The sequence below is a fragment of the Nostoc sp. NMS4 genome, from assembly GCF_017115095.1.
GTDB lineage: Bacteria > Cyanobacteriota > Cyanobacteriia > Cyanobacteriales > Nostocaceae > Nostoc.
The window spans coordinates 1-22444 of record NZ_JABXKI010000296.1; the positions used below are offsets into that span (position 1 = coordinate 1).

Here is a 22444-nt window from a genome sequence, read left to right on the forward strand (position 1 = left end):
CTGTTGTGGGGATGTTTGGTAGCGCTGAACGTGCCGATTATACTGCTATTGGCCCAAGTGTAAATATTGCTGCAAGGTTGCAAGCTGCCGCTCTTCCCGGTACGATCCTCGTTTCTGCTGCGGTGGCAGATTATTTGCAGGAAGGAGAAATTACTAAAGGTAGTCCACTAGAACTTAAAGGGGTAGATGAAACAGTTTTGACTTTCGCTGTTACACCAGAGGTAATGGTTAATCGCTAAAATTTAGACTGGTATTTTAAAGCATTACCAATAATGAGTAAGAGTGCCTAATCATATCCAGTTTTTATAATATGACACCATCGGTTGCAGACAAAACTCCAATTCCAGCCAAAGTCTGGAGACGACACACTGACCCACCAGGTTTGTGGGTTTCTGTTGTGGTCGGTTCAGTCTCTCTGCACTTGCTGGTGTTCTGGCTGATGCGCTCATCTAATGCATTTAGTCTGTGGTTTCCCCAGCAAAGTCAATCTGCTGTTCCCATTGAATTAATAGACATTAATCCTAAAACAAAATCAATAATCAAATCAAAATCAACAGCCAAAACAGTTTCGTCAAAGCCACTATCATCAACTCAAAAGTCTGTAGCAACACGCTCGCTACAAACAGAACGAACTACGCCCAGAAATGAAGATTTTGGCGCAATAAATTCTGCGGATAATCCCCAACAGAAGAGGCGAACTTATGCCTCTAAACCTAATAGCCAACTCTTTAGACAACAGAGAGTTTCTATACCCAGACCAACTCCAACATTTACACCCAAACCAACTCCAACATCCACACCCAAACCAACTCCAACATCCACACCCAAACCAACTTCAACATCTACACCCAGACCAACTTCAACATCTACACCCAAACCAACTCCAACATTTACACCCAAACCAACTTCAACATTTACACCCAAACCAACTTCAACATTTACACCCAGACCAACTCCAACATCTACAGTTCCGGTCGGTAATCAACCTTGGAGTCCCCGTCCACCCATCAAATTAGGAAGCGGAACGCCACTACCAACGAATGTTCCACCAAATTTACCAGTTTCAAAACCTGAAAACAGAGAAACTCCAGCAACTCCGAGTAGGGAAACTCCACCATCTCGTACTGGGGGAGCATCGGTAGCAATAGTAGCTCCTTTATCTAGAGATGAAGTGATTAGCTTGATACAATCAGGAGGATTTCGACAAGATGCTTTACCCGACGTTATCGCTTTATACAAGGGAAGCAACACAAAACAATTAGACTCAAGTTTTCTTGTTCAGAATTCTGGACTTGAACCAGCGCAGCTCTTGGCTAGCTTAATAATTGATAACAATGGTAACTTTAAAAAAGCTATAGTTCTAGAAATAGAACCAGCAGCACCAGGAAGTGAAAAAAGCAAATACGAGCAAGTCCTTGATGAAGTTTTTAAAACAGAAAACTTTCTTGCTGCCCATAATAACGATGGCACAAAACCAGAATTAAGCAATCTGTATGTCAGGATCAAAATCCAACCCGCCAATTAAAATTAAATACTTGAATTTTGGCAGAAGCTGTGTTAAGTTTATAGGGTTGGGATTTCGCGGGCGTAGTTTAGTGGTAAAACTATAGCCTTCCAAGCTATTAATGCGGGTTCGATTCCCGCCGCCCGCTTAGAAAAAAGCTTAAATATACGAGTCCAAGAAGCAAGTCTAATCTTGGTAAAATAACTATTTATTTATAGCGGTTATCGTTTGAGTGAGGTATAAGACAATACAATTCAGTTAAGCAATTTTTTCCTTCTCTTTCTTTTCTCTGTGTCCTCTGGGCCTCTGCGGTTCGTTAAAAAAATGACTTTGAGAAAGACTGCTAGCCTGAACCCAAGCGTATTGAGGTATAAGAACATCCTAAGAGGAAGTATGATATCTTCATACGAAAAAATAAAAATACATAAGTCTTGATTTCTCGTTTTGTGTTCAGGCTTTTTCTCTTACTTCCATTCCTCGCTGCTTCCAGTGAGACATTGAGTCAGAGACTCAATGAATGCATTCCCAGGCGGAGCCTGGGAACGAGGAAAGTCTTATTAAGCTAGGTTTTTAGGACTTTTGTGTGCACCGTAGTCTCCAACGGGGGCTTTGAAGCCCAGTTTTTGTTTTTCTCTGTTTGTATGAAACCACCTTGCTAATTGAGATTTTCTAGGCGAATGCGTGGATCGGCTGCTTTGAGCATTAAGTCGGCGATTAAATTGCCCACAATCAGCAGCACTGCGCCCATTACTAAGCTTGCCATTAATAAATATAAATCTTGAGCTTGTAAAGCCTGTAGAGTCAACCTGCCTAAACCTGGCCAGTTGAAGAAAAATTCGGCGATGAAAGCACCATTTAATAAACCAGCTAATTCAAAACCCAATAAGGTAATTAAGGGATTTATGGCGTTGCGGAGTGCATGAACGTAGATGACACGGTTTTCTGGTAAACCTTTGGCACGAGCCGTTTGGATGTAATCTTGACGCAGAACATCCAATAATTCGCCGCGAGTGATGCGTTGTAAACCAGCAAAACTAGTAATTGAGAGTGCGATCGTCGGTAAAATCATGTGCCAGCCGATATCTAAGATTTTGCCGAACCACGACAGTTCCGAGTTAATGATGCTAGTCATACTACCCACTGGGAATAGTGGTGAGGTGATTTGAGCAAAAACCAGTAGGGCTAAGGCAGTGATGAAAGGGGGAAAGCCTTGTCCGGCATAACTAATCACCTGTAAAACCCGGTCTGATAGCTTATTTTGTTTAACAGCTGCAAAGATGCCTAGAGGGATGGCGATCGCCCATGTGACAATTAAAGATGCGATCGCTAATAGCAAAGTTGCTGGAACCCTTTCCCACAACAGCGATGCCACTGAACGTTGATAAATAAAGCTCGTGCCAAAATCCCCTTTAGTCAATATTCGCCATAGCCACAGCCCAAATTGCTCTGGCCAAGACTTATCCAGACCAAATTGCCGTTTAATTTCCTCAATTCTTTCTGGAGATATCTTGGGATTTTGCCGCAGCGTATCTACATAATCACCAGGAGCGAGTTGAATGATGAAAAACGATAACGCTGAGGCCAACAACAAAGTCAGCAGTGCCTGTAATAGTCGCTTTACCACATAAACAAAAGTTTCGCTCGTGACTAGCCCGATTAGCCAATCCCGACCTGTCTCCAAGGAAATTTTCGTAGATGTCATTTGTCATTTGTCCTTTGTCATTTGTTCTACCCTGCGGGAAGCCGCTGGCGCGTCTATGTCCTTCGTCCTTTGTCCTTGGTCATTTGCCAGTTGTTTTACTATTGACCAATGACTAATGACTAATGACCAATGACAAATAACTAATATTCAATTAAAGAGATAATCGGCACGTCCGGCAAATGTGTACGCCCTTGTAAATCCCGTAGCTCGATAATAAACCCAAAACCTACTATTTCGCAGCCAATCTTCTGCACCAACTTTGCTGTTGCACTTGCAGTTCCACCCGTGGCAATCAAATCGTCCACAATCAAAACTCGGCTACCTTGGTGTAAAGCGTCTTGATGCACTTCTAGGCAGTCTGTACCATACTCTAGTTGATATTCAATTGAGTGAACGGCTGCTGGTAACTTCCCTTTTTTGCGGATGGGAATAAAACCAGCTCCTAATTTATAAGCCAGAGGTGAACCAAAAATGAATCCCCTCGACTCGATACCAATGACATAATCCGGCGTTATCCCAGCTTCATTGCATTTTTGTGTTAAAAAGTCAATAGTGTAGCGCAGTCCCTCTGGATCGCGCAGCAGTGTAGTAATATCTCGAAATAAAATTCCGGGTTTAGGGAAATCTGGGATGTCACGAATGAGAGACTTCAAATCCATAAAAAAGGGAGTGGGAGTAGGGAATGGGGGAGATGAGGGAGATGGGGGAGATGAGGGAGATGGGGGAGATGAGGGAGAAGAATTAATAACCAATGCCCAATGCCCCATGCCTAATTTCAGATACCTGAAAAATCGTACACTATAATGTCATACGCTGGGGGTCGAGGCTGAAACTTCGTCTTTCATTGACGATAATTAGAATCTAAACCAAGCTATAAAAGGTATTTCACTAAGAAATGAGGTGGATTTAGTTATGTTTTAAAATTTTGATTTCAATATAGGGAAAACTTTGAGTAGAAAGAGCTAAGTAATGTATATATCAGGTAGTCATGCTACTGCCACGAGTCTAACGCTCAAGTCTTGGCTACCGATCTTAAATTTGTTTTATCTAGTCTGTTGGAACCGCACAAGGTATTTATAGAATGAATGTTTCAGCAAGTTTAACGCCGTTCAACAGTCCAACCCAAGACTCACTGCCGATGATTCTGGACACTTTACCAGATCCTGCGATCGCTTCCAAAACGTGTCCTCGGAGAACCAGGCTGCAAATTGACCTGATTTTATTGGCAATTGAAGCTTTAGAGCTTGGTGGTTCGGAAGCAATCCTCGCTTTTGCTCAAGAGTTGGATCTTAAAGGAATTGTTAAAGACAGGGTGAATTTATGGCGGATGCGTAGCTCTAACCCGCTACGAAGAGCGCACATGCGCCGTCCCTTAACTATTATGGAAGCAAAAGCTCTGGTGGTCATTGCTTGCTACATAGCACGGCGTTTAACTGTGGTCATCCGCCAGTTATTAATGATATGTCAACAAATGGAAGAAAAGCAGATTCCATTAGAACAGAATTTGCGGCTATCTAATTATCTAGAGCGGTTTAGAGCGCATTTTAAAAGCCGGATGAATGCTCGACGTTCTGGTGTACTAGCATTAACTTCTGATGAAAAATTAGATGCGCTAGCGATAAATTTGTTAGGACAATTACTATTTTGTACTGGTACTGCTGGAATGCAGAGGTTTTGGATTAGTCTTTTTGACGGTGAAGTGGAATGAATATTCAACGTAAGTACAGTCTACCTAATTGTACTCTTCTTTTAGAAGGGTTAAGTGATGTTACTAGGGCTGCACAGTTCCAGGAAATGCGCCCAGAATTATCAATATTGGTAAATGCAGAATGCTATTTATCTGGTTACAATCAACCCCTAACCGGAGGGCGGGAATTTTTTGAAAGTTTGGTCAGGGCTGTTAGTGGTTACGCTCAAGAATTTCTCAGTAGTGTACCCAATCCACAAGCACACAACCAAGAATCGGAGCTAGTAGAGTTTCAAAAAGTTGACGGCAACCGCCACAGGTTAATCATACATTCAGAGAATGCTCCAGAGGGGTTCGAGTCTCAGTCTAATAATTCCAAACGCCCGCCAATTGAAATAGATTTAAATACGGTGCAGTTGTTTGATTTAGTAGAAGCAGTGGATCAGTTTTTTGCTGATACCCAGACTTTACCAGAATTATCCCTAGAACTACAACCAGTTACCAGACGCTATGGCGGTACGAGTCAGGCTTTAATCAGACAGGCTGTTCCTGCGGCTGTGGGAGTATCAAGTTTAGCAATAGCAGCGATCGCATTTAACTTGATTCCACCTCCCCAAATCCGTCCACCGCAGCCGAAGCCAGATGAGCAAACTAGCTCTACAACAAAGAGCCTTAATCCTCCAGCATCAGCCTCTGCAACTCCTATTACGGCTGCAACGCCCACACCAACACCAACAGCTAGTACAAAGCCAGTAGTTAAAGATTTAGAAGCACTTTTAAATACAGTTCCAGAAATTACCGATCCATCGCAACTACGTGCATTGAACCGCCAAGTATATAACCAAGTTCATCCAGCTTGGACTAAGCGTTCAGGATTCCAGCAGGATTTGATCTATCGTTTGGGTGTAGCTGCGGATGGAGCGATCGTTGGTTATAAAGCGGTGAATAAAGAGGCTAATGAAGGAGTCGGGCAAACTCCTCTGCCTAACCTACTTTACAATCCTGCTAACCGCGCTCCCATTTCCAATGAACCGATCGCCCAATTCCGAATAGTGTTTACTACAAATGGCGTTCTGCAAGTTAGCCCTTGGCGAGGATATGCTAAAACACCAGAAGTCGTCGGTGCAAAAATTACTGACTCTAATATCACTAAAGGTTTAAATCAAAAGCTTTATAATACAGTTCGGCAAAGCTGGAGTGGCACTCCCACCTTTACGCGAGATTTGAAATATCGGGTAGCAGTCAACAAAGATGGTGTAATTGCTGACTATGAACCACTCAATCAAGTCGCCTTTGATTATTTTCGAGAAACACCTCTTCCTAAGATGTTTAACGCCATCTATGGTTCTAATGTAGCTGCTCCCAATGACAAAGAACCTCTAGCCCACTTCCAAGTGATATTCAAGCCTAACGGCAAGCTCGAAGTCACTCCTTGGAAGGGATATCAGTAATCAGGGAATGGGGAGTGGGGAATGGGGAACTTGTACTGAGCGAAGTCGTTGGCGCAGCCTCTCGTAGAGAAGTATGGAGAGATGAGGGGGATGAGGGAGAAAAATAACTCCTAACTCAGCACTCCTGAAGGGCATGGGGAATGGGGAAGACAATTAAGTTGCTGCTATTCCCAATTCTCTATTCCCTATTCCCTATTCCCTATTCCGGGGTATGAGTATCATCGGAACACAAAACCGAGTTAAGCTTAAAAGCCTTATTAGATAAAGATTCTCCTAATAACCAAGGTCATTGACGCTCTGCTGATCGTCGAGTCACTGCTCAACGATAAAATAAGGGTTTCTGCTTCTAAAAATGCTTGTATTGCTTATGTAATATCTCTTAACCCGGTTTTCTGCGTGAATGCTACTCATACCCCAATATTAGGTAATTTGATTTGACCCGCTTGAATAAGCCAGGCAATTTCCTTGTGCGCGTCTTCAATAAGTTGTTCTTTATGCTGTCTACTGTAATTAACTACAGAGACTTGAGGAGCAAAGGCTATCTCCTCTCCTTGTGAATTGATGAGCCGATACTTTAAACGTAGATTAGTCTGGACACGTATTTCAGATATTTCAATTGTTACACCTTGATGTAAGATTTTTTCTGCCATTTTTATCCCCTAGCTTCTGTTGTAAGGCACTCACAAGTAATATGCCCAAAAGTTCAGTGCGCTTACCAATACCGTTTTAGATGTCCACCACAGTTAGCTGCTAGCTATTAGTCGATAGATGGTAAAACTGTTAACCTTGTTTTGATTTGTATAAGGATAGCGGAGGGCAAAATGGAATATGACGAAATGTTTGAACGCGATTTTATCGCTCGAACTCTCGAAATCGTTGAGCAGTATGAAAAGTACATAATGAAGTCTGTTTCGGAAACCCAGCAATTTGAAGTTACGCTACTCATCAACTGTTTACTCGGTCTTTTGGTTTTACCCAAAGAACGTTGCTATAGGAGTATTCCTGCTAAACCTATTGACGAACTAGAAGAGTGGGGACTTTCGCCCGACTTCATCCAAAATTGGGGAAAACATTCCACCAAACTAAAACCGGAAGAACATTGCACTCTGGTGGAATTTGTTTCTCGGCTCAGAAACGCCGTTGCTCATACCCGTGTTTGCCCGCACGGAAACGGCGTTAAAATCACTAGCCTTGAGTTCACCGACGAAAAAGGTTTCTGTGCCGTTGTACCATTTGATAATTTGAAAACCTTTGTAACAAAATTGGCACAGTCAGTAAAGCCACCACCTAAAAACATGAGAGACTTTCGGTAAAAAGAGTTTTTAACCGACTACCGCCGGGAGCGCAAAGCTTTAGCAAAGGTATTCATTGTTAACGGGTATGTTGAAGGATTCGGATAATTAAATGCCAAAACCTTTACATTTGCTTATGTCAATTCTATTCTAATCTTGTCTATTGCTTTTTTAAGTTCATCCGAATGAGTCCAATCCACAAAACCACCATAAATTAACTTGCCATGATTATCAGCTAAAAATATGTGGTTAAGTCCAATCACATTTTTGCAAGTTTTAACCACAGTACCATCTTGAAGAACAAATATAGGTCTAGACCATTTGAAATCTCTGTCGTGACACTGAGACATACTAGATACACCATCTAAAATTTCTACAGCTTTCTGTGCAAACTGTGAAATATTACAGGCTGATTCAGCTTGATAAAGTACGTCATCGACAAAATAATTAATAAGTCTCTCAATTAGAAGTTTCATCTCATTAATTTATTCAAAAGAATTTGAATACATCTGTAAATTTTTCGCTTACCCATTTCGAGAATACCCACACATCATTCCCGATTTACAGTTCTTTCTACAAGTTTTTTTGTTTCTCCCAGTAAATTATCCGCAATAATTCTCCCTGTTATAGCCCCATCTAAGTTGTTAGCAAAATACGAAGAATGAGCATCTTCGGCTGCAACTACCATTGCTAGGTCAAATTGACCAAGATTTCTTAATGTTTTCTCTGCCGCATTAGCATATTGCCAAACATACTGGTCACAGAAAAATATTTGAGAGCCTATTTCATGTTCTATAGCAGCTTTTAAGGGATAAGCAATTAGGTCAGAAGAGTGTATTATATTGACCCACCTTAATTTATGTGAAACAATACTATGCGCCTCACTATATTTATTGAGAAAAGAATCAAGAGTAGAAAAATCAATATCAAGCATCTGTTTGAGAAACAACAAGGGGGAACCTAATGTTGTAATACTTACTATATCTAGCTGATTCAATCTCTCACCAAAGAACAAAGCAGGATCATCACTCGTTAGGGTATCTGAAAAAAGGAGATCCCAAAGAATAAGACTCCCTAAAGAGTGAGCAATAAAATGAATCTGTTTGCAATCAGAATGATCTTCTATAAACTGATTCAATTGTCCAAGAATAACTCTACGAATTTCTTTACCTCTTTCGGGATTTTGATATATTAAAAAGTCTCCTAAGAAATTATTAATTAATTGCTTTCTCCGATCTATGTATTTGTAAAAAGTATTACAAGAATCCTTATATACTTTATGTTTGTCGTGTTTGTCACACGCTATTGAAAAATCTTTTTCAATACAACCAATAACTTGATGCTTCTTGTTATTAAATAAGTTGCCCCAGAAGCTTGAATAGAAGTTTGTTTGAATACTAGGCTGTCTTTTTACAAGTTCATCCTTAATATTGTTTCTAAGTACGTCAGCATAACCAGTATTTTGGGTATTAACACCATGAATAAAAAAGACAAGCATACTGTTGTCAACTATCAGAGAATAGTTTTTATAGTAGTTCTTTATTTAGAATTCCCTAATTAAGAAGAGATTTAACTATGAAATCATTCTATTTTTATAAATAGACTGTGAGCAAGAATGTCGGGAAAGTGGAGTTTGACGACATCGGCAATTAGGGAGCAGGGAACATCACCCATTATTTACCTCCAAAAGCCACCTTGACTCCTGCTTTAAAACCTCCGGATCTGGCAAATAAAGTTGATATCTTGACACAAAAAGCTGATTAGAAATACCACCCGTCGCATACTCAACCAAAATCTCATCCTTATCTCGCGCCAACACAATCCCTATTGGCTCGTTGCCATCCTTCATATTCTCCTCAGCGCGAAAATAATTTAGATACATATTCATCTGTCCAATATCCTGATGACTCACCGCTTGCGTCTTCAGATCGATTAAGACAAAACACTTGAGAATGCGATGATAAAACACCAAATCCACAAAAAAATGCGTGTTATTTAACGTAATTCGGTATTGCTGCCCAATAAATGCAAACCCCTTGCCCAACTCAAGTAGAAACTTCTCCAACTCAGCAATTAAACGATTTTCTAACTCACTCTCACGATAATTGCGGTCTGGTAAATCCAAAAACTCGAACACATAAGGATCTTTGACCACATCCCGCGCCGACTCGATCCGTTGCCCATCCTTAGCCAGTGCCAAAATCTCCGCCCGATCCTTACTCAACGCCACCCGCTCAAACAAAGCCGAATCCTTCTGGCGTTTCAACTCCCGCACACTCCAGCGATCTTGGATGCGTTGCTGCTCATAAAATGACCGCGCCAAATCATCCGAAATAGCTAAAAGCTCCGTATAGTGCGACCAACTCAATTTGCCAGACAGTGTTTGGCAATTATCAGATCAATAGTTACCATCCCCAATGCCCATTTTTTACCTTGTAATCCGCCGCATATAATTTCCCCACAATTGAGCTGCTTGAGCGCTGCTACCAGATGTCGGGGAATTATTGTCGTTTCCCAGCCAAACGCCAGTTACAAGTCGCTGACTGGGGATAAAACCTATGAACCACAAGTCAACGTTTTTATCAGTTGTGCCAGTTTTACCAGCTTCTCCTAGTCCAATGGCTGCACTACGACCAGTACCTCTGGCGATTACACCGCGCATCAAACCAGTCATTTCATCGGCGACATCATTTGTCAACACTCGTTTGTTAGCGCCTGGATCTTGGTCGAAGGAGTAGATTACCCGACAGGTTTTGATATCATTGCGATCGCGGCAATCACCACTGTCTAAAATTCGGCTAATGGCATGGGGAGGATTGGACACACCACGATTGCTAATAGCGCCAAAAGCACCAGTCATTTCTAAAACATTGACTACGCTTTGACCTAGTACCAAGCCAGGAACCGGATCGAGGTTTGATTTTATCCCCAAACGCTGCGCCATTGCCACAACTTTATCCAGCCCGACTTCTTTGGCAACTCGTAAGGCGATGGGATTTTCTGAAAGCGCTAGCCCGGTGGCAATATCAAAGCTAGTGTCAGCACCTGCACGACAGGGTTTATAAGTAAAGCCTTGCCAAGTTAAAGGGGCGCAAGAATAACTTTTAGATGGTGAAATTCCCTGTTGAATAGCGGCGGTGTAAGCAAAGATTTTGAAGGTGGAACCTGGTTGTCTTTTGGCTTGAACAGCACGATTGAACTGACTTTTTTTGTAATCAGTTCCGCCCACCATAGCCAGGATGCTACCTGTACTAGAGTCAAGCGTTACCATCGCTCCTTGAGAAAAATTAAAACTTCTGCCAGAATTGTTCACCGAATTATTCAACGCTACTTCTGCTTGTCTCTGTATCGCTGGATCGAGCTTGGTTTCAATGATATAGTTTCCTTCTCTTGCCGCTCCTTCTCCCAAGATTGATTCCAGTTCAGAGAAGACGTAACTGTAAAAATAAGGTGCGATCGTTTTAGCTTGCTGTTCGCAAACTTTAGGACTAATTTGAACAGTGGAACGTCTAGCTCGGTTGGCATCCTCTGGTTTAATTTTGCCCATCTCCAGCAACCGCTTAATTACACGATTTCGGTATTCAGCCGCTTCTAGCTTATTTGGCCCATCCCCACAAAAATCGAAAGCGTTGGGAGCAGGTAAAATTCCTACCAATGTTGCTGCTTCTGCCAAAGTTAATTCTTTAGCCGGTTTCTCAAAGTAATATCGAGATGCATCCTCAAAGCCAGAGGTATCCCCTCCCAAAAAAACCCGATTTAAGTACATCAGCAAAATATCATCTTTGCTGTAAAAGGTTTCGAGCTTGAGGGCGACAACCGCCTCCCGTAATTTGCGTCCAAGGGTATCTTGTCTACCTACATACTCGCGGAACAAACTGCGGGCAACTTGCTGGGTAACAGTGCTGGCTCCTTGTTGTACGTCTCCGCTGCGGCTATTAATCAACACCGCTCGTAAAATCCCTAGAGGATCAACCCCAAAGTGCCAGTAATAACGACTATCTTCTGAAGCCACTACCGCAGCAGGTAAATAAGGGCCAAATTCCTCTAATCGCTTCATGTCTACATGAGAGATTGTCCGAGGTTCTCTCAGGGGAGTGGCTCCATCACGGGCGTAAACAACTACTGGGGCGCGTGTAGCTGTCGGTAGAGGTTTGACTGAAAATTTCAGCCATTCCACGCCAATCACTAACGTTAACAGGGCAGTGACACCACCAACTCCATAAGCTGTCCAACTTGCAGCTTTGACATACCATGCTGGTGGATCGACATATTGCAACCGCACAGAAGCGGCGAGTTCTGGGGGTCCCAGAGTCAGAATATCGCCGTGACGCAGTTCTAGGGTTGCAACACGACGCTTGCCACGATAAATGCCATTGGTGGAGTTTTCGTCTTTGATCGTGAAAACTGGTGTGCGCTGAGTAGAATTCCGCGATAGCGAGAGGTGAATTTGGCTGACAACAGGGTTACGGATGACGATATCGCTGGATTTGGAGCTACGACCGAGAATATAGCGATCGCCCAACAGTGGATATACCTCTGCTTTATCCGCCCCCGCATCCTGCACCCAAAGTTCTGGTACTTTGGCATTAGGCTTGAGCGCCAATTTAGAAAAATCGACCCTAGCTTGAATCGTATGTACTGCTTGAGTCAGTTGACCTAGTAACGTTTGTGACTTGTGAGGGGGTTGGGGAGAACTCATCGGTTATTCACATCACAGTTTTTAATGAAGAATCGGGCGAATTACAATCAATTTAGATGTTAGTCTTTCATCATTTTACTCATAAGCCAAAGCATAAATTGCCTATACGGAACTTTTTAAGCTATTTTATACCTTAATTTATATTAAAGTTAGAATTTATTTGTGATTTTAGTCACTTAATTTATACAAGGACAAATTGTTTATTTATTCTCCAAGGCTTATCTAAGCTAGTATTAATAGTTAATATAACTAGAACCATAATGTTTTCTGTCGTCTTTTTTAAGACTAGTTGTCAATAGATAGCTGATTTAATTTTTACCAGTTTTACATATCCACATATTTTGAAACAAACCTAAATATCTTCATTTAGGAAGATTTTCTAAATCTTAATTATCTGCTTTAATAGTGCGAGTGTTCCGTTGAGGTTAATTTCAGAATGATGGGAAAATCTCTGACCCTGATTGGTACAGCTTTATCTTTGGCACTTACCACTAATATTGCTGTAGCCGAATCCAGTAAATCCCCCATAGCCCAATCTAGTAGCGACTCCACTAGCGCACCAACGGAAATCAAGATGTCGCCAGAAGGTATGAAAATTCTGTGCGATCATTTTCCGCTCAACTCCCGATGTTCCGGCGGCACAGCAGCTACCCCTAGCGCTCCTGCGCCTAGCGCACCTGGTAGCACTACAGTACCATCAGAAACCAAAACGCCTGATAGTACCACCACTCCTGATAGCACAACTACACCAGGAACCACAACCCCTCCTGAATCTGGTACTCCTGAAAGCACTCCAGCACCAGGAAGCTCAACCACTCCTGAAGGCGCACCTAGCAAATTAACTCCAGCACCGGGTAGCATTACCCCACCTGCACCTGGCGCACCTAGCAACTTAACTCCAGCACCAGGAAGCCCAACCACTCCTGAAGGCGCACCTAGCAACTTAACTCCAGCACCAGGAAGTTCAACCACTCCTAGCACTCCTGGCAGCACTACCGAACCAGGTAGCTCAACCACACCTGAACAACCTGGCACTCCTGGCACTCCTGGCAGCAGTATTGAACCAGGTAGCTCTCCCAGTACTCCTGGCTCTAGTTCACCAAAAACTCCTACCACAGGTAATTAAATTAAAAGCTGCGGCATAATCTACTAAATACTAGTTTGCCATCAGCGATCGCAGGTGCATCTTCCTTTAACTCTTGCACCAGTTATGAAAACTGGTGTGAGGTGACAAATAAAAATTGCTAAAACCTTATACGTAAAGTCTTCGCATATAAGACTGAGCAAGGGTTTCACTAAGCTAATAGCCTGGGATTAATCATCCCAGGCTTAATAGTTTAATGCGATCTGCCATTTGAAGTCGGTGTTTTTTGAAAGGAAGCAATTAACAGGCAAACAATACCGATACTAATAAATGAGTCTGCCACATTAAATACAGCAAAGTTTATCAGGCGAAAATCAAGAAAATCAACGACGTAGCCTAAAATAAAGCGATCGATACCGTTGCCCATAGCTCCACCTAAAATTAAGCCATAGCCTAACTGATCCCACAAATTTAATGTTGGGCCAATTAGCGCCAACGCTATCAATACTAAACTCACTCCTAAAGATAGCCAGCGCAACCACTCTACTTTTCCACTTAACAGACTAAAAGCCGCACCAGTATTAGTGACATAGGTGAAGTGAAATATTCCCGGTAAGAGTGGTAGTGTCTGCCCCAAGCCAAAGCTTTGTACTACCCAGTACTTTGTTACTTGGTCTAAGAAAAAAGCGATGAAGGCAGCGATCCAGAAAAAACGATTTTTTAAGCGCATGGCAAATTAGTCATTAGTCAATTGTACTGAGCTTGTCCTGAGCGTAGCCATTGGCGTGGTAACAGAGCGTAGTCGTCTTCGTGGAAGCAAGCTACGCGCCGCGTCTCGTAAAGAAGTATTAGTCATAGTTGTTGGTCATGAGCTTTTGACAAATGACAAATAACAAATAACAATGAACTAATAAAACATTAAGTGACGCAATATATATGCTATTACAGTAACTGCACAGACTACAGTTAGTTGACCTGGTAGTGCAAACCACGAGTATCTAAGGATTGCTTGCATCAAGGGTAGATTTTCTGTGCCTTTCCAGTGAAAAAGATAGCTAATAATCAAATAAGTAATACCGCAGATGTGGAGAGTTAACAAGCCACAGAGACAACTAAAGGCAAGAGTTTCTATTCTCGGTCTTGCTTTAAAGGCAACTAAGCCACAAATCCAAGCTCCAGGAACAAAGCCTAGTAGATAGCCAAAATGAGAGAGCTTGACATAATCAATACCGCCGCCATCGGCAAATACTGGTAATAAGGTTAACCCCATGACTAAATAGGCAATTTGCGAGAGCGCACCAGCATTTTTGCCCCCTAAACAACCCACTAACAACACTGCGCCAATTTGAAAAGTGACACCTAAAGAAAAAGTCTGAATTCCGTGCTGACTCCAAGTCCAAGGTAAGGTGATGCCATAAACTTCTAAGAAGTTACTACCCATTGTCAGGAGTAAGCCAATCATGGACCATAGTAATTGATTGGAAACAGCAAACATTTATCAGGCAACCAAGGAAAAGCAAAAAGGAAAACCAACAGCAACTAGTATATTCATTAAATGTTGAAATGAAATTTGTGCTTACATCTTAAGAACTAGCATAGTTTCTTTTGCCTTTTTGGTATGTAATTTTTAAGTTCTACGAATTGCAATTGAGGTGTCTACTGTCTGATTTTCTTAGCTGAAGTGTGCTGTGAATTCTGGTATTTAACCTAAAAAATGGTAAGATTGACATTATTTATATTTAGTATTTATAGTAATAATTTTGCCGAGCAGTGCCTAAATTTGGCTACAAAGTATTTAATGCTTAATATTAATTAATATTAATATACTTTTTTGATGAATTGACTAATAAAAGTACACTAATAATAAAGTTTTGTAAATGAGTACAAAACCTTACTCTAGCAATATTTCTATCTTAAGCCTAATGTGAGAGTATAAAATTTATCAATCACAACTAGAAAGAAGGGTCTGCTCTTCATCAAAAAAAAACAAGTATCTTTTTGCTTTGTTAACCTTTTGTTAATCTTTATTGTTGTCCTTTGGGGGTATCTTAGAAACGCTCACCTGAAAAGTTACTAAAAAAATTGATAGCGATGCTCTCACGTCTTAGTGCAATAAAAACTCATCGCCTCACAGGTTCAATTTCAGTGTTAGCACTGACAATAAGCCTAGCAGCTTGTGGCGGACAGCAAACCCCAGATACAGCCACCAAGGAAACGCCTTCTGGTACTGCTACAGATACTACTGCCTCTAGCCCAGCTAAATTAGACCTTGGCGGAACCATAAAGTTAAGCGGGGCTGGTGCGTCTTTTCCAGCACCATTGTATGATACATGGTTCACTGATTTAAACAAAAAATATCCAAATCTGCAAGTTGACTATGCATCAGTTGGTAGCGGTTCTGGAGTTGAGCAATTTATCAAAGGGACTGTAGACTTTGGTGCTAGCGATGTGGCAATGAAGGATGAAGAAATCCAGAAAGTACCAGCAGATAGAGGTGTTATTTTACTGCCTGTGACTGCTGGAAGCATTGTGCTAGCTTACAACTTGCCAGATGTTCCAGAACTCAAGCTACCACGGGTCGTTTATGCCGATATTCTACTAGGCAAAATCAAGTCTTGGGATGATGCCCAAATTGCCAAGGCTAACCCAGGTGCAAAGCTTCCTAAACAGCCAATCACAGTTGTTTATCGTTCAGATGGTAGCGGAACTACGGGTGTGTTCACAAAACACCTCAGCGCTATTAGCCCAGAGTGGAAGACTAAAGTTGGTGACGGCAAAACTGTTAACTGGCCTACGGGAGTCGGTGCTAAGGGTAATGAAGGTGTTACCGCTCAAATTCAACAAACCCAAGGTTCTATTGGTTATGTCGAGTACGGCTATGCCAAACAAAATAGTCTCAAGTTTGCTGATTTGGAAAACAAAGCCGGTAAATTTGTTGTAGCTAGTGAAGAGTCAGCCTCTAAAACTCTCGAATCAGTAGCTCTACCGACAAACCTCCGTGTCTTCATTTCCGATCCAGAAGGGGCTGATTCCTATCCTATCGTCACTTACACCTGGATTTTGGCTTACAAGAAATATGCTAATGCGGCAAAAGCTAAAGCAGTTGAAGCCACTATCGAATACGCTTTAACTGAGGGTCAGAAACAGGCTAGTGCATTAGGGTATGTTCCTCTACCGGCAAATGTACTCACAAAGGTTGCTGCTGCTGCTGACCAAATCAGTCCAGAGTATAAAATTTCTGTCGCCAGTGGTAGTAGCGCTAGCAAGTAAGGAATAAAACACGACTATTCAGTAGTAACTTTGGATACGGAGTTACTATTGTATAAGTCAGTTTAAATAGATGATGAGGCGACAATTTTACTAATTTGGTTGCCTCCCATATTTTTCTCTGATTTTAATTCTGAAAGTCGGTATTCATGACTACAAATTCTCAAAATCTGTCATCAGCGATGAAAAATCGCTCTGATGCCGAAAAATCCCTAGATTTGGGTTTTATTTGGCTAACTAAAATTTTCGCCTTTGGGGTTGCTGGAACTTTATTATGGATTGGGTCGCAGGTTGCAATTGGCTCTTGGCCTGCCATCCAAAAGTTTGGTTCTGGCTTTTTAGTCAACACCATTTGGAACCCGGTTAATGATAGCTATGGAGTTCTACCTCAAATCTATGGAACTCTCGTGAGTTCTTTTATTGGTCTGCTGATAGCAGTGCCAATTGGGGTTGGTACTGCGATTGTACTGAGCGAGAATTTTTTGCCGGCTAAAGTGAAGCTGGTACTGGTTTTCGCAGTAGAACTGCTCGCAGCTATTCCCAGCGTTGTCTACGGGGTGTGGGGTATTTTCGTTTTAGTGCCAATCTTAACCAGCTTGGGAAAATGGCTCAATGGTTACTTTGGCTGGCTGCCATTTTTTAGTACTTCTCCTACAGGGCCAGGAATGTTGCCGGCGGGAGTCATCTTAGCGATTATGACTTTGCCCATCATCACAGCCTTATCCCGCGATGCCTTAATTTCTGTACCCCCAAGTTTACGCCAAGCCTCCATAGGACTAGGAGCAACACGCTGGGAAACAATTTTGCAAGTTCTCATCCCAGCAGCCTTTTCGGGCATAGTTAGTGCTGTGATGCTGGGACTTGGGCGGGCAATGGGAGAAACAATGGCTGTAACGATGTTAATTGGAAACTCCAACAACATCAGTCTTTCTCTATTAGCACCAGCCAATACGATTTCTTCTCTACTGGCAAATCAATTCTCAGAAGCAAGTGGTTTGCAAGTTGCGGCTTTAATGTACGCAGCTTTAGTTCTGTTTTTTTTGACATTGGTAGTCAATGTTCTGGCAGAGTTGATCGTAATGAGAGTCAAGCGAATATAGCTTAGTTTTTGGTTAAATTATGACTTCTAATTTTCCAGAGCGCAGTTTAACTCGCTCCCCCAGGTCTCAAAGGACACTTTTCAATACGGTGATGACCGTAGTGGCATTTACTTGCGGAGTATTGGCTCTTTTACCTTTGCTAGCAGTACTCTCTTACGTGATTATTAAAGGCTTTAGCAGTCTGAATCTGGCTGTATTTGTGGAACTGCCACCGAAGGCCCTACAAAAGGGAGGAGGCTTTGGTAATGCAATTTTAGGCACGCTGCTGATGGTAGGAATTGCTGCCTTGATTAGTATCCCCTTTGGAGTTATGGGGGCGATTTACATCACAGAATTTAGTTCGGCGAGAGTAGCTAGATGGGTGCGTTTTGCGGCTAACGTCTTGAGTGGAGTGCCTTCCATTATTGCTGGGGTATTTGCTTATGGGATTGTAGTTTTAACACTGGTAAAATTGAACTTAGGATCGTATTCAGCTCTCGGTGGAGGGTTTGCACTGGCAATTTTGATGTTGCCCATTATTCTGCGAACGACTGATGAAGCATTGCAGTTAGTATCGCAAGATTTGCGACAGGCATCTGTAGGCTTAGGAGCGACTAACTTTCAAACGGTGAGTCAAGTAGTCTTACCAGCAGCTTTACCAGCTATTGTAACTGGGGCAACGCTAGCGATCGCCAGAGCATCTGGAGAAACCGCACCTTTGCTATTTACTGCTCTATTTTCTAACTTTTGGCCAGATGGTTTATTCCAACCAACAGCTTCTCTGGCTGTTTTAGTTTACAAATATGCCATTTCTCCGTTTAAAAATTGGCAATCTCTAGCTTGGGCAGCATCTTTAATTTTGGTATTGATGGTTCTAATCACAAGTATCATCGCTCGCTGGGCAACTCGCCAAAAAGCTTAGTAAGCAACCATCCACAGCGCAAATCCCATCGCTTAAACTAACACTAGATTTAATTTATGGCTACCAACACTAGGACAGTGAATGACACTGAAACCGTTTTACGCGCTGAAAATCTCAATATTTACTACGGCAAGTTTTTAGCCTTACAGAATATTTGGCTAGATATACCGAAAAATCAGGTGACTGCTTTTATCGGCCCTTCTGGTTGTGGTAAAAGTACGTTGTTGCGATGCTATAACCGCCTCAACGATCTGATTGAGTCATTTCGGGCAGAAGGTAAAATACTTTTTTACGATAAAAACTTGTATGCATCCGACATCGACCCTGTAGAAGTGCGGCGGAGAATTGGGATGGTGTTTCAAAGACCAAACCCATTTCCCAAATCAATTTATGACAATATTACTTTTGGAGCCAAAATCAACGGCTATAAAGGTAATTTGGATGAATTGGTAGAAAGCAGTCTCAGAAAAGCAGCTTTGTGGGATGAAGTCAAAGATAAACTACAGCAAAGTGGCTCGTCTTTATCAGGTGGACAACAACAACGCTTGTGTATTGCTCGTGCGATCGCAGTACAACCTGAAATTATACTGATGGATGAACCTTGCTCCGCTCTTGACCCTATTTCTACCTTGCGGGTTGAAGAACTAATTCACGAACTTAAAGAGCAATATACTATCGTTATTGTCACCCATAACATGCAGCAAGCAGCGCGTGTTTCTGATAAGACAGCCTTTTTTAATGTTCGGACTTCAGACACAGGAACCCGTAGCGGCTATATGGTAGAATATGACGCGACAGAAGTAATTTTCAATAATCCTCAGCAGGAAGACACCAGAGATTACGTCAGTGGCAAATTTGGATAAATAAGTATTTCACATTACATTGTTGATGTTAAAGCAATGAGGGATACTCGAAAATGAAAGCTGTGCGATATTCCTCTATGTTTTTTATTTGAAGGACTTTTTTCCTCCCCAACAAACTTCATCTTCATGCTGTCTGATGTCTATTATTTGGTGCGCTCAAAAACCGACGGGAATTATCTTATAGCTCGTCCTGATGCTGAAACATCGGGTTATTTATTGCTGTTTCAAGAAAACTTTGACGCTCTTAGCTATCTCAACACCCACGCAGCAGAAGTGGCAAATCGCTTTGCAGTGGAATCTATTGCGCGTACACAGTTGGTAAATTTGCTCAAACGCTGGGGTTTTAGCGGTGTGGGGATTGTAACTGACCCATTATTACCCAAAGTTGAGTTTTTACAGCACAGTTAAGCTTTACTTCCTCATTTGTTAATTGGATATTCTTCATCAATTTTGGGTTTCGTTCCTTAACTAGCGACGGCAGCGATCGCACTAATTTCTTATTTATACTTATGGTCTATTGTTCACAATGCTTCCATCGGGCATGATGGTGTGGAAAAGTATAGCATTATTGAAATGAGTATCAGTACTACCTGTCAAGTTAGCATAGCTGAGGTTAGCCCCATCAAAAATAGCAGCCTCCAGCTTAGTATAAGAGAGATCAGTGTCAATCAACAGAGCGTTCTCCAGAGAGGCGCTATATAGGTCAGCCCTATTTAGGTCAGCACCACTGAGATTAGCCCCACTCAAATCAGCACTCAGATGACTACCACTGAGATTAGCCTGTCTGAGATCAGTATTAATCATTTCAGTAGCCTCGAAGTGAGTACCTGCCAAACAAGCCCCACAGAGGTTGGCATCCATTAGGTTCGCACGATCCAAGTAAGCTCTACTCAGATTAATACCACGCAAGTCGGTTCTACTCAAGTTAGCGTTAATCAAATCAACTCCAGTAAAATCTCTATCTCCAGCAGCATAACGCCTGAGCAATTCCTCGGCATCCATATCTCAATTCCCGCATTAATTAACATATTCAAAATATTATGGTGTTAAGTAAATAGTTGTGCGATCGCACAAGTAAAATTAGGTAATATTGGTGAAGTCAATTCATCACCATTAAACAACGTAGTAACTAACTTTAAACTCGCTTGTTCGCGTCGATATACTTCCACTTGTTGCTTACGCCAATCTACAATCCAATATTCTCTGACACCTCGTGATGAGTAGAGTTTAAGTTTTAGTTCTCTGTCCCGTTTTTCATTTTCACTACCAGCAGATAGCACCTCTACAACCAGTTCTGGCGCACCTGTCAAATGTCCCGCCTCGTCTAAAAGTAGGGGTAATCTCTCATTGCTAGCCCAGACAACATCGGGAATAACATTATCATTGTCGCCAAAAATTATTCCTGGAGCAGGTACGACCTGTCCCAAAGAAGTAGCTTGTGACCAAATATGCAATGGAGTAATAATTCTGACACAAGTTTTTTGATGATTCCAGTGAGGCGCTCTAGTCACAAACAATTCTCCGTCAATAATTTCATAGCGATTCCCGTTATCTGGAAACAACTCTAAGTCGGCGGTAGTCCAGCGCACTCTCTCAGATATCGGCTGGTTCATAAACTATCTTTGTTAGGGGATTTACCTATTTTAGCCTGAGTGGAAATGGAAAATTTTAGTTGCATTCCCATAATCTATGCGATATTCCTTATAAGGAATAATATATTGACATTCCTTATAAGGAATACTATACTCTGAGGTAGGAAGTGAATTGGACTTGGGAACTTTATCAAGATGTCAATGGGGAAATCCCCAAAGATTTGCTTGCTTTTTTCATTAGGATGATTCCTGAAGAGGAGCAACCAGAAAATCCACCAAAGCCATTACTGAGTCCTTCCGAAACCAGGCGTTTGCAAGTTAACCTGGGCTACCTGTGTAATAAAGGACTCGCATCACTCACCAGTGGCATCTTTGAGAAACTCGAAGATGACCTGTATGAGTTACGCATGACTAAAAGCGAACATAATCCAAGGTTTATATTAACGGCTGCGACTCCTCAACGGTTTGTAGTGCTGCACGCCTTTATGAAGAAATACGACAACGCTATTAAAGATAGAGACAAAGAACCTGCAAGAGTGAGATTGCATGAATTGCAGCAGAGGGAAAATTGATGAAAAAACCTAATTTTCAAGCTTGGTTACAGCAGAAGGTAAGCGACGAACCAGAGGTGATTCTGGCAGGAAAGTTAGAGTATCTGCGCCTATATCTTACTGATGCCATGCGGGAAATACGTAATAAAGCAGGATTAACTCAGGCAGAGTTAGCCCAAAAACTGGGAGTAAAGCAAGCGGCTGTGTCCAAGTTGGAGTCGGCGTTAAAGGAACATGAGTTGGAATCGGTGTTGCACTATTTACATACCTTGGGTGCAGATTTGCTGGTAGCCGTCAAACAAGGGGATGACTTATATCAAGCTAGTGATAACGAAGGTGTGTTGTTGGTAGATGTACCAGATGTGGTTTTCCAAAAGGCATTGGCGGCAAACATGAGCGTGCGGGAATATGTGCGTGTCGCTGTTGAGAAGTTTTCTGGTGAGGATGATGTGGTTAAATTCTTGGAAAGTAACGATCCGACAGCAGTGAAAGTTAAAAAGCGTTTGGGTACAAGGACAATCCAAGAAATTGCTGTAGAGTTGGAAAAATGTCTGAGTTTATTTGAAGAAGAAGATAGGATTTTCGCTGTGAAAAATGTTTTGTCTGCTAATGTGGCGTGTGGAGAAAGTAATCGCGGAAATAGTAGTGATGAAATTGATGAAAATGAGTTGTTGGATTTAGCTGAAAAATTGCTAGATAAGTTGGCAGAAATTAAAGGTAGCGCTGAATAAGTTGTAGGTGAGACAGTTAA

General features: G+C 41.9%; 24 protein-coding genes, 1 tRNA gene and 1 pseudogene. 14 read left to right on the forward strand and 12 right to left on the reverse strand.

The window, feature by feature from the left end; translation table 11 throughout:
- The 3 genes from HWQ37_RS27945 to HWQ37_RS27955 form a co-directional block, all read left to right on the forward strand.
- Nucleotides 1-239 (forward strand): adenylate/guanylate cyclase domain-containing protein (locus HWQ37_RS27945; RefSeq protein WP_292753680.1); only part of this gene is annotated, 239 nt, incomplete at its 5' end.
- 71 nt (nucleotides 240-310) lie between these two features.
- Nucleotides 311-1525, forward strand: coding sequence for a hypothetical protein (locus HWQ37_RS27950; protein WP_292753681.1), 1215 nt, complete (start codon nucleotides 311-313; stop codon nucleotides 1523-1525).
- A gap of 56 nt (nucleotides 1526-1581) precedes the next feature.
- Nucleotides 1582-1652, forward strand: a tRNA-Gly gene (locus HWQ37_RS27955).
- Between the two features lie 507 nt (nucleotides 1653-2159).
- Here the strand turns inward: HWQ37_RS27955 and HWQ37_RS27960 are convergent.
- Both HWQ37_RS27960 and HWQ37_RS27965 read right to left on the reverse strand, forming a co-directional pair.
- The gene (locus HWQ37_RS27960; RefSeq protein WP_292753682.1) at nucleotides 2160-3206 is read right to left on the reverse strand and encodes an ABC transporter permease; all 1047 of its coding nucleotides are present in this window, start codon (nucleotides 3204-3206) and stop codon (nucleotides 2160-2162) included.
- A 140-nt stretch (nucleotides 3207-3346) separates the two neighbouring features.
- Nucleotides 3347-3865: an adenine phosphoribosyltransferase gene (locus tag HWQ37_RS27965; RefSeq protein WP_292753709.1), complete on the reverse strand. Its 519-nt coding sequence runs from the start codon at nucleotides 3863-3865 to the stop codon at nucleotides 3347-3349.
- Between the two features lie 422 nt (nucleotides 3866-4287).
- On the opposite strand from HWQ37_RS27965, the gene HWQ37_RS27970 reads away from it, so the two are divergent.
- Both HWQ37_RS27970 and HWQ37_RS27975 read left to right on the forward strand, forming a co-directional pair.
- Nucleotides 4288-4914: a DUF3038 domain-containing protein gene (locus HWQ37_RS27970; RefSeq protein ID WP_094350233.1), complete on the forward strand. Its 627-nt coding sequence runs from the start codon at nucleotides 4288-4290 to the stop codon at nucleotides 4912-4914.
- Nucleotides 4911-6344, forward strand: coding sequence for a DUF4335 domain-containing protein (locus HWQ37_RS27975; protein ID WP_292753683.1), 1434 nt, complete (start codon nucleotides 4911-4913; stop codon nucleotides 6342-6344). The genes HWQ37_RS27970 and HWQ37_RS27975 overlap by 4 nt, the downstream gene beginning before the upstream one ends.
- A 407-nt stretch (nucleotides 6345-6751) precedes the next feature.
- Here the strand turns inward: HWQ37_RS27975 and HWQ37_RS27980 are convergent, their stop codons facing one another.
- The gene (locus HWQ37_RS27980; RefSeq protein WP_292753684.1) at nucleotides 6752-6994 is read right to left on the reverse strand and encodes a hypothetical protein; all 243 of its coding nucleotides are present in this window, start codon (nucleotides 6992-6994) and stop codon (nucleotides 6752-6754) included.
- 171 nt (nucleotides 6995-7165) lie between these two features.
- Between HWQ37_RS27980 and HWQ37_RS27985 the strand changes: the two genes are divergently transcribed.
- Nucleotides 7166-7657 carry a HEPN family nuclease gene (locus HWQ37_RS27985; RefSeq protein WP_292753685.1) on the forward strand — a complete coding sequence of 164 codons (492 nt, stop codon included), beginning with the start codon at nucleotides 7166-7168 and terminating at the stop codon, nucleotides 7655-7657.
- Between the two features lie 113 nt (nucleotides 7658-7770).
- Here the strand turns inward: HWQ37_RS27985 and HWQ37_RS27990 are convergent, their stop codons facing one another.
- The 5 genes and pseudogenes from HWQ37_RS27990 to HWQ37_RS28005 all read right to left on the reverse strand — a co-directional run bounded on the left by HWQ37_RS27990 (nucleotide 7771) and on the right by HWQ37_RS28005 (nucleotide 12335).
- Nucleotides 7771-8112 carry a hypothetical protein gene (locus HWQ37_RS27990; RefSeq protein ID WP_292753686.1) on the reverse strand — a complete coding sequence of 114 codons (342 nt, stop codon included), beginning with the start codon at nucleotides 8110-8112 and terminating at the stop codon, nucleotides 7771-7773.
- A gap of 74 nt (nucleotides 8113-8186) precedes the next feature.
- Nucleotides 8187-9134, reverse strand: coding sequence for a hypothetical protein (locus tag HWQ37_RS27995; RefSeq protein WP_292753687.1), 948 nt, complete (start codon nucleotides 9132-9134; stop codon nucleotides 8187-8189).
- 168 nt (nucleotides 9135-9302) lie between these two features.
- A complete protein-coding gene (locus HWQ37_RS28000; protein ID WP_363318198.1) occupies nucleotides 9303-9866 on the reverse strand; it encodes a DUF1016 domain-containing protein in 564 nt (187 codons plus the stop codon).
- Between the two features lie 12 nt (nucleotides 9867-9878).
- Nucleotides 9879-10019: pseudogene (locus HWQ37_RS34750) on the reverse strand (DUF1016 N-terminal domain-containing protein); the annotation flags it as partial.
- Between the two features lie 45 nt (nucleotides 10020-10064).
- Nucleotides 10065-12335 (reverse strand): transglycosylase domain-containing protein, encoded by a 2271-nt coding sequence (locus HWQ37_RS28005; protein ID WP_292753688.1) that lies wholly within the window; start codon nucleotides 12333-12335, stop codon nucleotides 10065-10067.
- Nucleotides 12336-12771: 436 nt separating this feature from the next.
- On the opposite strand from HWQ37_RS28005, the gene HWQ37_RS28010 reads away from it, so the two are divergent.
- Complete coding sequence (locus HWQ37_RS28010) at nucleotides 12772-13461, forward strand: hypothetical protein (protein ID WP_292753689.1); 690 nt, start codon at nucleotides 12772-12774, stop codon at nucleotides 13459-13461.
- Nucleotides 13462-13672: 211 nt separating this feature from the next.
- On the opposite strand, the gene lspA is transcribed toward HWQ37_RS28010, so the two are convergent.
- Both lspA and HWQ37_RS28020 read right to left on the reverse strand, forming a co-directional pair.
- Nucleotides 13673-14149, reverse strand: coding sequence for a signal peptidase II (gene lspA / locus HWQ37_RS28015; protein ID WP_292753690.1), 477 nt, complete (start codon nucleotides 14147-14149; stop codon nucleotides 13673-13675).
- A 177-nt stretch (nucleotides 14150-14326) separates the two neighbouring features.
- Nucleotides 14327-14914, reverse strand: coding sequence for a biotin transporter BioY (locus HWQ37_RS28020; RefSeq protein WP_292753691.1), 588 nt, complete (start codon nucleotides 14912-14914; stop codon nucleotides 14327-14329).
- Nucleotides 14915-15510: 596 nt separating this feature from the next.
- Here HWQ37_RS28020 and pstS point away from each other — a divergent pair.
- From pstS to HWQ37_RS28045, 5 genes are all read left to right on the forward strand, one after another.
- The gene (gene pstS, locus HWQ37_RS28025) at nucleotides 15511-16689 is read left to right on the forward strand and encodes a phosphate ABC transporter substrate-binding protein PstS (RefSeq protein ID WP_292753692.1); all 1179 of its coding nucleotides are present in this window, start codon (nucleotides 15511-15513) and stop codon (nucleotides 16687-16689) included.
- A 146-nt stretch (nucleotides 16690-16835) separates the two neighbouring features.
- Complete coding sequence (gene pstC / locus HWQ37_RS28030; RefSeq protein WP_292753693.1) at nucleotides 16836-17786, forward strand: phosphate ABC transporter permease subunit PstC; 951 nt, start codon at nucleotides 16836-16838, stop codon at nucleotides 17784-17786.
- A 19-nt stretch (nucleotides 17787-17805) separates the two neighbouring features.
- The gene (gene pstA, locus HWQ37_RS28035) at nucleotides 17806-18687 is read left to right on the forward strand and encodes a phosphate ABC transporter permease PstA (protein ID WP_292753694.1); all 882 of its coding nucleotides are present in this window, start codon (nucleotides 17806-17808) and stop codon (nucleotides 18685-18687) included.
- 56 nt (nucleotides 18688-18743) lie between these two features.
- Entirely contained in the window at nucleotides 18744-19550 is an 807-nt protein-coding gene (pstB, locus tag HWQ37_RS28040; protein ID WP_292753695.1) for a phosphate ABC transporter ATP-binding protein PstB, read from the forward strand.
- A gap of 126 nt (nucleotides 19551-19676) precedes the next feature.
- Nucleotides 19677-19958, forward strand: coding sequence for a hypothetical protein (locus HWQ37_RS28045; protein WP_292753696.1), 282 nt, complete (start codon nucleotides 19677-19679; stop codon nucleotides 19956-19958).
- A 99-nt stretch (nucleotides 19959-20057) separates the two neighbouring features.
- On the opposite strand, the gene HWQ37_RS28050 is transcribed toward HWQ37_RS28045, so the two are convergent.
- Together HWQ37_RS28050 and HWQ37_RS28055 are read right to left on the reverse strand one after the other, a co-directional pair.
- The gene (locus HWQ37_RS28050; RefSeq protein WP_292753697.1) at nucleotides 20058-20552 is read right to left on the reverse strand and encodes a pentapeptide repeat-containing protein; all 495 of its coding nucleotides are present in this window, start codon (nucleotides 20550-20552) and stop codon (nucleotides 20058-20060) included.
- 44 nt (nucleotides 20553-20596) lie between these two features.
- On the reverse strand, nucleotides 20597-21163 hold the full coding sequence (locus HWQ37_RS28055) for a Uma2 family endonuclease (protein WP_292753698.1): 567 nt from the start codon (nucleotides 21161-21163) through the stop codon (nucleotides 20597-20599).
- Between the two features lie 146 nt (nucleotides 21164-21309).
- Between HWQ37_RS28055 and HWQ37_RS28060 the strand changes: the two genes are divergently transcribed.
- Both HWQ37_RS28060 and HWQ37_RS28065 read left to right on the forward strand, forming a co-directional pair.
- Nucleotides 21310-21714 (forward strand): type II toxin-antitoxin system RelE/ParE family toxin, encoded by a 405-nt coding sequence (locus tag HWQ37_RS28060; protein WP_292753699.1) that lies wholly within the window; start codon nucleotides 21310-21312, stop codon nucleotides 21712-21714.
- A complete protein-coding gene (locus HWQ37_RS28065; protein ID WP_292753700.1) occupies nucleotides 21714-22424 on the forward strand; it encodes a helix-turn-helix domain-containing protein in 711 nt (236 codons plus the stop codon). The genes HWQ37_RS28060 and HWQ37_RS28065 overlap by 1 nt, the downstream gene beginning before the upstream one ends.
- Nucleotides 22425-22444 lie beyond the last annotated feature (20 nt).

Bases quoted from the DNA above. Each gene is read 5' to 3' on its own strand.
- HWQ37_RS27950 (WP_292753681.1), top strand. From the start codon at position 311: ATGACACCATCGGTTGCAGACAAAACTCCAATTCCAGCCAAAGTCTGG.
- HWQ37_RS27960 (WP_292753682.1), bottom strand. From the start codon at position 3,206: ATGACATCTACGAAAATTTCCTTGGAGACAGGTCGGGATTGGCTAATC.
- HWQ37_RS27965 (WP_292753709.1), bottom strand. From the start codon at position 3,865: ATGGATTTGAAGTCTCTCATTCGTGACATCCCAGATTTCCCTAAACCC.
- HWQ37_RS27970 (WP_094350233.1), top strand. From the start codon at position 4,288: ATGAATGTTTCAGCAAGTTTAACGCCGTTCAACAGTCCAACCCAAGAC.
- HWQ37_RS27975 (WP_292753683.1), top strand. From the start codon at position 4,911: ATGAATATTCAACGTAAGTACAGTCTACCTAATTGTACTCTTCTTTTA.
- HWQ37_RS27980 (WP_292753684.1), bottom strand. From the start codon at position 6,994: ATGGCAGAAAAAATCTTACATCAAGGTGTAACAATTGAAATATCTGAA.
- HWQ37_RS27985 (WP_292753685.1), top strand. From the start codon at position 7,166: ATGGAATATGACGAAATGTTTGAACGCGATTTTATCGCTCGAACTCTC.
- HWQ37_RS27990 (WP_292753686.1), bottom strand. From the start codon at position 8,112: ATGAAACTTCTAATTGAGAGACTTATTAATTATTTTGTCGATGACGTA.
- HWQ37_RS27995 (WP_292753687.1), bottom strand. From the start codon at position 9,134: ATGCTTGTCTTTTTTATTCATGGTGTTAATACCCAAAATACTGGTTAT.
- HWQ37_RS28005 (WP_292753688.1), bottom strand. From the start codon at position 12,335: ATGAGTTCTCCCCAACCCCCTCACAAGTCACAAACGTTACTAGGTCAA.
- HWQ37_RS28010 (WP_292753689.1), top strand. From the start codon at position 12,772: ATGATGGGAAAATCTCTGACCCTGATTGGTACAGCTTTATCTTTGGCA.
- lspA (WP_292753690.1), bottom strand. From the start codon at position 14,149: ATGCGCTTAAAAAATCGTTTTTTCTGGATCGCTGCCTTCATCGCTTTT.
- HWQ37_RS28020 (WP_292753691.1), bottom strand. From the start codon at position 14,914: ATGTTTGCTGTTTCCAATCAATTACTATGGTCCATGATTGGCTTACTC.
- pstS (WP_292753692.1), top strand. From the start codon at position 15,511: ATGCTCTCACGTCTTAGTGCAATAAAAACTCATCGCCTCACAGGTTCA.
- pstC (WP_292753693.1), top strand. From the start codon at position 16,836: ATGACTACAAATTCTCAAAATCTGTCATCAGCGATGAAAAATCGCTCT.
- pstA (WP_292753694.1), top strand. From the start codon at position 17,806: ATGACTTCTAATTTTCCAGAGCGCAGTTTAACTCGCTCCCCCAGGTCT.
- pstB (WP_292753695.1), top strand. From the start codon at position 18,744: ATGGCTACCAACACTAGGACAGTGAATGACACTGAAACCGTTTTACGC.
- HWQ37_RS28045 (WP_292753696.1), top strand. From the start codon at position 19,677: ATGCTGTCTGATGTCTATTATTTGGTGCGCTCAAAAACCGACGGGAAT.
- HWQ37_RS28050 (WP_292753697.1), bottom strand. From the start codon at position 20,552: ATGGATGCCGAGGAATTGCTCAGGCGTTATGCTGCTGGAGATAGAGAT.
- HWQ37_RS28055 (WP_292753698.1), bottom strand. From the start codon at position 21,163: ATGAACCAGCCGATATCTGAGAGAGTGCGCTGGACTACCGCCGACTTA.
- HWQ37_RS28065 (WP_292753700.1), top strand. From the start codon at position 21,714: ATGAAAAAACCTAATTTTCAAGCTTGGTTACAGCAGAAGGTAAGCGAC.